3 protein-coding genes, 1 tRNA gene and 2 rRNA genes are annotated in these 6450 nt (G+C 49.8%); all 6 read left to right on the plus strand.

Annotated features, from left to right (window positions below):
- The first annotated feature begins 382 nt into the window (after positions 1–382).
- Positions 383–3201: ribosomal RNA gene (locus SU32_RS13640) — 23S ribosomal RNA — on the plus strand.
- 157 nt (positions 3202–3358) lie between these two features.
- Positions 3359–3473: ribosomal RNA gene (gene rrf / locus SU32_RS13645) — 5S ribosomal RNA — on the plus strand.
- 78 nt (positions 3474–3551) lie between these two features.
- A tRNA-Met gene (locus SU32_RS13650) sits at positions 3552–3628 on the plus strand.
- A gap of 1155 nt (positions 3629–4783) precedes the next feature.
- A complete protein-coding gene (locus tag SU32_RS13660; RefSeq protein ID WP_082376756.1) occupies positions 4784–5461 on the plus strand; it encodes a TetR/AcrR family transcriptional regulator in 678 nt (225 codons plus the stop codon).
- A 38-nt stretch (positions 5462–5499) separates the two neighbouring features.
- Positions 5500–6189, plus strand: a complete 690-nt coding sequence (locus SU32_RS13665) for a DUF899 domain-containing protein (protein WP_082376757.1) — start codon at positions 5500–5502, stop codon at positions 6187–6189.
- 91 nt (positions 6190–6280) lie between these two features.
- The coding region (locus SU32_RS13670) for a VOC family protein (RefSeq protein ID WP_201454955.1) at positions 6281–6450 on the plus strand (170 nt) is incomplete at its 3' end.

A 6450-nucleotide genomic window follows, 5' to 3' on the forward strand; every position in this document is an offset into this window, starting at 1 on the left:
TAAAAAATGGTGGCGTGCTCGGATGTTGCAGCATGGCAGCCAATTCGCTTTAGCGAAATGGCGAGAATGCCTAGCGCAGTCCGGCTTGTTTGTTAAAATTATCATTCAGAAGAAGTAAAAAGTTTGCATTTAATCGCAAGATTGACTGCCTGTTATGTCCATATTGTAAAGAGAAGATTGATCCGGATAGCATCTTTGATGCTATGTCGCTGTTACTTGCTCTAAGTGCAGCATTATGATGGTCTGTTTAACCGCGGCCTCGGATTTATCTCAAGAAGCTGGTCTTTTCGCCGGCATTTCCTGAACTCAAGCGCGGGAGATGTTGGCAAGCATTGCTTTTTTAAGCGGTTGGCACACAGCCGTGTATATTAGCAATGAGAATGATTAAGTATAAGAAGGGCATTTGGTGGATGCCTTGGCATGCACAGCCGATGAAGGACGTGATACGCTGCGAAAAGCTATGGGGAGCTGCGAATACGCTATGATCCATAGATATCCGAATGGGGAAACCCACCTTAGATACTTAGAAATTCTGTTTTGCCGGATGTTGCGGTTTTGCCGTGATTGAGGGCAGTACAGATTTCTAAGTATCGCTAAAAGGTATCTTAACCTGAATACATAGGGTTAAGAAGGGAACGAGGGGAACTGAAACATCTAAGTACCCTTAGGAAAGGACATCAACCGAGACTCCGTTAGTAGCGGCGAGCGAACGCGGACCAGGCCAGTGGCAAAGTTAAGTTAAGTGGAACGATCTGGAAAGTTCGGCCATAGTGGGTGATAGCCCCGTACACGTAATGCGAAGCTTTGTCCTCGAGTAGGGCGGGACACGTGAAATCCTGTTCGAACATGGGGGGACCACCCTCCAAGCCTAAGTACTCGTGCATGACCGATAGCGAACAAGTACCGTGAGGGAAAGGTGAAAAGCACCCCGACAAGGGGAGTGAAAGAGTACCTGAAACCGGATGCCTACAAACTGTCGGAGCCCGCAAGGGTGACGGCGTACCTTTTGTATAATGGGTCAACGACTTAATGTAACGAGCAAGCTTAAGCCGATAGGTGTAGGCGTAGCGAAAGCGAGTCTGAATAGGGCGCCAAGTTCGTTGCATTAGACCCGAAACCGAGTGATCTATCCATGAGCAGGTTGAAGGTTGGGTAACACCAACTGAAGGACCGAACCCATACACGTTGCAATGTGTCGGGATGACTTGTGGATAGGGGTGAAAGGCCAATCAAACTCGGAAATAGCTGGTTCTCTGCGAAATCTATTTAGGTAGAGCGTTGAGTGAATACTCCAGGGGGTAGAGCACTGGATGGGTAATGGGGACTCACCGTCTTACTGATCCTAACCAAACTCCGAATACCTGGAAGTACTGCTCAGCAGACACACGGCGGGTGCTAACGTCCGTCGTGGAGAGGGAAACAACCCTGACCGTCGATTAAGGTCCCCAAGTTGTAGTTAAGTGGGAAAGGAAGTGAAGATCCCAAAACAACCAGGATGTTGGCTTAGAAGCAGCCACCATTTAAAGAAAGCGTAACAGCTCACTGGTCTAAATAAGGGTCTTTGCGCCGAAAATGTAACGGGGCTAAAACTACACACCGAAATCGCGGATGCACACTTTGTGTGCGTGGTAGCAGAGCGTTCTGTAAGTCTGTGAAGGGAGACCCGTGAGGGCTCCTGGAGATATCAGAAGTGCGAATGTTGACATGAGTAACGATAAAGGGAGTGAGAGACTCCCTCGCCGAAAGTCCAAGGGTTCCTGCTTAAAGTTAATCTGAGCAGGGTTAGTCGGCCCCTAAGGCGAGGCCGAAAGGCGTAGTCGATGGGAAACAGGTTAATATTCCTGTACTTGGAGGTAGTGACGGATGACGTAAGTCGTCAGCTCTTATCGGATTGAGTTGGCGGCGGTGTTGTTCCAGGAAATAGCTCCTCCACTATAAACCGTACCCGAAACCGACACAGGTGGACTGGTAGAGTATACCAAGGCGCTTGAGAGAACTATGTTGAAGGAACTCGGCAAATTGCACGCGTAACTTCGGAAGAAGCGTGACCCTTGTTTACGCAAGTAGATGAGGGTGGCACAGACCAGGGGGTAGCGACTGTTTATCAAAAACACAGGGCTCTGCGAAGCCGTAAGGCGACGTATAGGGTCTGACGCCTGCCCGGTGCTGGAAGGTTAAGAGGAGGAGTGCAAGCTCCGAATTGAAGCCCCAGTAAACGGCGGCCGTAACTATAACGGTCCTAAGGTAGCGAAATTCCTTGTCGGGTAAGTTCCGACCTGCACGAATGGCGTAACGACTTCCCCGCTGTCTCCAACATAGACTCAGTGAAATTGAATTCCCCGTGAAGATGCGGGGTTCCTGCGGTTAGACGGAAAGACCCCGTGCACCTTTACTATAGCTTCACACTGGTATTCGCCAAGACATGTGTAGGATAGGTGGTAGACTTTGAAGCGTGGGCGCCAGCTCGCGTGGAGTCATCCTTGAAATACCACCCTTATCTTCGTGGATATCTAACCGCGGTCCGTTATCCGGATCCGGGACAGTGTGTGGTGGGTAGTTTGACTGGGGCGGTCGCCTCCTAAAGAGTAACGGAGGCGCGCGATGGTGGGCTCAGAACGGTCGGAAATCGTTCGTCGAGTGCAATGGCATAAGCCCGCCTGACTGCGAGACTGACAAGTCGAGCAGAGACGAAAGTCGGTCATAGTGATCCGGTGGTCCCGCGTGGAAGGGCCATCGCTCAACGGATAAAAGGTACGCCGGGGATAACAGGCTGATGACCCCCAAGAGTCCATATCGACGGGGTTGTTTGGCACCTCGATGTCGACTCATCGCATCCTGGGGCTGGAGCAGGTCCCAAGGGTATGGCTGTTCGCCATTTAAAGCGGTACGTGAGTTGGGTTCAGAACGTCGTGAGACAGTTCGGTCCCTATCTGCCGTGGGTGTAGGAATATTGATAGGATCTGTCCCTAGTACGAGAGGACCGGGATGGACACACCACTGGTGGACCTGTTGTTGCGCCAGCAGCATTGCAGGGTAGCTATGTGTGGAATGGATAACCGCTGAAGGCATCTAAGCGGGAAACCAGCCTAAAAACGAGTATTCCCTGAGAGCCGTGGAAGACCACCACGTTGATAGGATGGGTGTGGAAGCGCTGCAAAGTGTGAAGCTTACCATTACTAATAGCTCGATCGACTTCATCATTCTCATTGCTTGTGTTCACGGATGTGAAACAAGCCAAAACAATACTAAAAATTGTCTCTCGATGATTTTGCGTTCCGCAAAATACATCTGGCGACGCACTTGCATTTTTGCTTTGCAAAAATTGTAGGCCAGCTTCTTACATATTGTCCTTTGCTGACCTGGTGGTTATGGCGGGGTCGCTGCACCCGTTCCCATTCCGAACACGGCCGTGAAATGCCCCAGCGCCGATGGTACTTTGTCTTAAGGCACGGGAGAGTAGGTCGCTGCCAGGTCTGCAAATGACAATATGTCTTCTCATTACGATACTAACATCACTATTGGCGAGGCAGCGCCAAAAGCTGCGCTTTTAACGCGGGATGGAGCAGCCCGGTAGCTCGTCAGGCTCATAACCTGAAGGTCGCAGGTTCAAATCCTGCTCCCGCAACCAAAACAAAACCGTCAGCCAACAAAGCTGGCGGTTTTTTATGACCAAAAGCCTCCGCAAAAAAACACGCTCATCGCGTTTAGGGCTGCCAAAAACTAGATACTACCTCCACTTATGTAAGCTCATAACCTGAACTGCTCTCGTTGATTTTGCTCAAGCAAAATGCGACTGCCGCAGCAACGGGTCGCAGGTTCAAATCCTGCTCCCGCAACCAAAACAAAACCGTCAGCCAACAAAGCTGGCGGTTTTTTATGACCAAAAGCCTCCGCAAAAAAACACGCTCATCGCGTTTAGGGCTGCCAAAAACTAGATACTACCTCCACTTATGTAAGCTCATAACCTGAACTGCTCTCGTTGATTTTGCTCAAGCAAAATAAAACTGCCGCAGCAACGGGTCGCAGCTCAAAACCGCCTCCCGCAACCAAACAAAACCGTCAGCCAATAAAGCTGGCGGTTTTTTATGACCAAAAGCCTCCGCAAAAAAACACGCTCATCGCGTTTAGGGCTGCCAAAAACTAGATACTACCTCCACTTATGTAAGCTCATAACCTGAACTGCTCTCGTTGATTTTGCTCAAGCAAAATGCGACTGCCGCAGCAACGGGTCGCAGGTTCAAATCCTGCTCCCGCAACCAAAACAAAACCGTCAGCCAACAAAGCTGGCGGTTTTTTTTATGCGCTAAAACCTTCGTAAAAACACAGGCCCAGGGCGTTAGGGGCAAAAGTTTAAAAACAGCATCGTCGAAGCCTAAACTCTTATAAAGGCTCATAAGCTGAACCGCTCTCAGTATTCATGATCATAACCTGAACTGCTCTCGTTGATTTTGCTCAAGCAAAATACAACTGCCGCAGCAACGGCTAGCAGCTCAAAACCTCCTCCTGCAAACAAATCAAACCGTCAGCACAAAAAGCTGGCGGTTTTTTTTATGATCAAAATCCTCCTTAGATTATGCGGAACAACCTTCACTTAGTGATGCAGTTCATCCAGATGTCGAAGAGCTGCGTCAGTCGGAGTTAGTTTAAATCCACCCCTACAAATTTAACCAGCTTGCTATTCCGCTATCTGGACCAACTGTTTTATAGAACCCTGCCATAGGCTCATCATTTTAGTACATTGACAAGTACCAACCAGTTGGTATGTTTTTAAAAGAGGAATTTGATGACAAAGAATATTGCGAAACCAATTGCGAAACCAATTGCGAAACCAATTGCGAAACCAATTGCGAAACCAATTGCGAAACCAATTGCGAAACCAAATGCGAAATTCAAACTGCTCGATGCGGCGCTATTGCTAATTCGTGAGCGAGGCTATACCGCAACGACTGTCGATGAGCTGTGTGTTGCGGCCGGTGTGACAAAAGGGGCATTCTTCCACCACTTCAAGAGCAAGGATGAACTCGGTATCGCGGCGGCACAGCACTGGTCAGCTACGACCGGTGCTTTTTTCGCCGATGCTCCCTACCACAATCTCAATGATCCCGTTGAGCGTTTGATAGGCTACATCGATTTTCGCAAAGATATTATTGAAGGCGATATTGCCCAGTTTACTTGCCTTGTCGGCACTATGACGCAGGAGATCTATGGCTCGAACCCAGAGATCCGTGATGCCTGTGCCGCGAGCATTTTAAGCCATGCAGCAACCTTGGAGCCGGATATTGAGGCGGCAATGCGGGATCGAGGGGTTGACGGTGATTTTACGCCGGCAAGTCTCGCCGCTCATACACAGGCTGTTCTTCAAGGAGCATTTATTCTGGCCAAAGCGACCGGGGACGGTGCCGTTGCACGCAGCAGCGTCGAGCATCTCAAACGTTATTTACTCTTACTGTTTGAAGAGTAACAGACCAAACATACGCCGGGTTGATGAGGAGGATGACCATGACGGATAACTTATATGATGAAACAAAAACGATTTCCGGGATCACCCGTCGGACATTGGCGCCTGAACTTTGGCGCAGAGAGCTTGCCGATTTACGTTTAGAAGAAAAAGAGCTGACCAAGGCTCAGGATCGATTGGCGGCAAAGCGCCGGCGGTTGCCATGGATAAAGGTGGATAGAGATTATGCATTCATGGGGACTGACGGTCCTGCGGGCTTGGCTGATCTGTTTGGCGATTATGCGCAGCTTATTGTCTATCACCATATGCTAAAGCCCAATGACCCAAGCCCGTGTGAAGGCTGTTGCATGGTGGCTGACCAGATGCCGCATCTGTCGCATCTGCGGGCGCGCAACACAGTGCTTGTTTTTGTCTCCAAAGCTCCGATCAAAGAGATAGAAGCGTTCCGCGCACATATGGGCTGGTCGGTGCCTTGGTATGAGACGCAGGACAGTTTTAACACCGATTTTAACGTGACGTCCGGTTTCGGTTTGAATGTTTTTTACCGCGATGGCACGGATATCTACCGCACATACTACACAACCGGGCGCGGGGTTGAGACACTCGGTACAGTCTGGACTTTGCTCGATTTGACGCCTCTTGGCCGGCAGGAAAACTGGGAAGATGCGCCCGAAGGCACGCCGCAAACCGCCCCTTATCAATGGTGGCGGCGGCATGATTCTTATAGCTGAAACAATTTAAATCTTTACGGATCAACAAAACCAATTTTAGCCCGCGCTTTAAAAGCGCAAGTGCCAACAGCCAATGATAAGGAGACACACAATGACGGAGATCATCAACTGTTTACGGTGTGGTTACGGCGAAGCGAAGAAGGCGGCAAAGTTTTACGCTGCCACCTTTCTAGGCAGCCATGTTGATCGCGTGAATAATGCGGCCTCCGATTATCACGGCGGCAAGGACGGTGACGAATTGACTGTCGAGTTTACGGTGCT

This window comes from Ahrensia marina (assembly GCF_001293565.1).
GTDB lineage: Bacteria > Pseudomonadota > Alphaproteobacteria > Rhizobiales > Rhizobiaceae > Ahrensia > Ahrensia marina.